The sequence below is a fragment of the Acinetobacter sp. UNC436CL71CviS28 genome (assembly GCF_000620525.1).
GTDB classification, from domain to species: Bacteria; Pseudomonadota; Gammaproteobacteria; order Pseudomonadales; family Moraxellaceae; genus Acinetobacter; species Acinetobacter radioresistens.
Map to the genome: position 1 here is coordinate 1 of NZ_JIBB01000086.1, position 2221 is coordinate 2221.

Consider the following 2221-nt stretch of genomic DNA (forward strand, 5'->3'; position numbering starts at 1 on the left):
TAACTTCATAACTTCATAACTTCATAACTTCATAAAAAATTAGGTGGTGTTTTAAAAAGTATGCTGAAAAAAAATATGGCTTTTGATAGAATAGAGGTATGAAAATAACGCTACAAATCAAATGTCCTACCTGTCTAAGTAATAATATAAAGAGAAATGGCATCAAAGTAGATGGGAAACAAAACCATCAGTGCAAAGATTGCAAACATCAGTTTATTGGTGATCATGGATTAAGCTATCAAGGGTGCAACTCAGGTATTACGAACCTTAAGTGAATCGACCTATCAGATTCGTCCTAAACAAAGTCACTACGAATGTCTTGAAGTCGATGAGCTTAGGAGAAGCTGTAATTTTTCGAAAAAGTTAGAAAATCACTTTAAGGCTTTCGATTTAACCTTCTTCTACATCAATAATGGCTGCATTTAATCCCAGTATAATTTTTGAAACACCACCTGAAATCAATCATTATTTGTGTGGGTGGTCGAGCTCCGCTTGGGCGAAAAAAGCTTCTGCTTTACGAAGAATTTCATTCGCCCGTTGCAGTTCTTTATTCTAGTTTTCAAGTTGTTTGATACGTTGCTGATCTAAATGCATTTGATGCCTGGCACGAAGTTTTTCAGGAGTACAGCCAATCTTGCGAGAAATTGTTGTGATTGCAATTCAAGTCGAGGGATATAGTCTTTTTCGGGTTTGACAAGTAAGCGAACTGCTCTTTCTTTGATTTCAGGGGTATATTTGGGTTTTGTCATCGGAACCTTCTCTCAAGAAAAGTTGTCTCCAACAAACCCGGTACGGTTCAGTAAAAGAGCTGTCCAAATCACATTGCAGCCCATTAACATAGCTAATTTCATTTTTTATGTAACTGGAATACAAAGGCCCTTGTTTTAACAAGGGCCTTTGTATTAAATTTATTGGCGTTACAGTTAAATGATATTACCAGTATCTTTTAACGAAAGATCTGTAGAGCTGAAACTCGTACAGATAATCACCAGAGGCTTGTAACTGCCAGTTCCTCATATTTTAAGGAAATTATTCTTTTGTACAACCGTTTATATGTAAATTTTTTTGTACACAGTCTAATTTTTTGAGAAATTGCTTTGGTTTCAATGCCTCAGATATAAAAAATTTCGTTAAATGTGCTTCGTCATACAATTTAAACCCATCGGTTCGTTCACTACGTCTGTACAAAAGATTAAGTTTGTAAGTGCAACTGTTTATATGTTGGCTTGATCTTCTTCGTGGCTTTGATGTGCAGGTGGATAAGTGACGGCAGGCATCAAAGGCTAAAGATTTTATAATCGCTTTCCTATCTGAAGAATTGCACTGGGGAAAGGGCGCAGGGAATACGTTGGTCGATTGTTTAAGTGGCATGTTGGGTAGTTCCCTCGCCGAGATAACAAGCCAATGAGAGAGAAAGGCGTGTGCGGGTGGATAGTTAGATCCAAAATACTCTCTTGCGACTCAGACTAAACGCAATCTGAGCGTGTCGATTGAAAGCGAAAGGCGGCTCCATACCGTGAAGAGCGACAACGGCAATATTCAAATACCTGTGTCAATTTTTATTGGCGAAGGTAGGGTGAATATTGCCGAAATCTGCTCAGGACTCTCCACCCGTGATGAGCATCGCGAATCATGGGTGGAGAGTCCTGAGCAGATTTCGAGCATTAATAATCCTGTTGATAAATCATAAAAGCCCAACGCTTGTGTGTTTGGCTTTATCAAATCAATTGCAGGAGCTTATCCCTAAAACTGTCGTATAACAGCCGCAGTGATAATACCAGTCCCTATAGCAACTAGAGGTTTTTTGAAAATCACCGCTGTTATAGCTGTCGCTAATAATGCACATCGAGCACCAAGATCCCCCTCAATTGCAATTGGAGCCAATATAGCGACCAATACAGAAGCTGACATTGCGCTAATAAAACGCTGTATTCGGTCATTGATTGGGATAAAGGACATGATGAAAACACCACCCCAACGGGTGGCCAATGTTACAAGTGCCATAATGAAAATAATAAGTCCTACCGACTGTGTACTTATCTCTAAATTCATGCCTGTTTGTCCTTTAATAGCATACCAACAACGCCACCTACTAAAGCTCCAACAACAACATGAGAGTTTTCAGGTAAGTACCAATAAGCAAGTAATGAACTTATAGCTGCTGCTATCCATATACAGATAATTCTTAAATTTTTCTGCCCCCCAACAACTATTGACAGCA

General features: G+C 38.9%; 2 protein-coding genes and 2 pseudogenes. 2 read left to right on the top strand and 2 right to left on the bottom strand.

What is annotated here, in order from left to right; genetic code table 11:
- Positions 1-98 precede the first annotated feature (98 nt).
- A pseudogene (locus tag N518_RS17025) lies at positions 99-426 on the top strand (transposase-like zinc-binding domain-containing protein).
- Positions 427-454: 28 nt separating this feature from the next.
- On the opposite strand, the pseudogene N518_RS16545 reads toward N518_RS17025, so the two are convergent.
- A pseudogene (locus tag N518_RS16545) lies at positions 455-749 on the bottom strand (transposase); the annotation flags it as partial.
- 767 nt (positions 750-1516) lie between these two features.
- On the opposite strand from N518_RS16545, the gene N518_RS17145 reads away from it, so the two are divergent.
- A complete protein-coding gene (locus N518_RS17145) occupies positions 1517-1690 on the top strand; it encodes a hypothetical protein (RefSeq protein ID WP_155756720.1) in 174 nt (57 codons plus the stop codon).
- 53 nt (positions 1691-1743) lie between these two features.
- On the opposite strand, the gene N518_RS0115155 is transcribed toward N518_RS17145, so the two are convergent.
- Positions 1744-2052, bottom strand: coding sequence for an AzlD family protein (locus tag N518_RS0115155; RefSeq protein ID WP_004897618.1), 309 nt, complete (start codon positions 2050-2052; stop codon positions 1744-1746).
- Between the last annotated feature and the right edge of the window lie 169 nt (positions 2053-2221).

Coding starts and splice junctions, on each gene's coding strand:
- N518_RS0115155 (WP_004897618.1), bottom strand. CDS start 2,052: ATGAATTTAGAGATAAGTACACAGTCGGTAGGACTTATTATTTTCATT.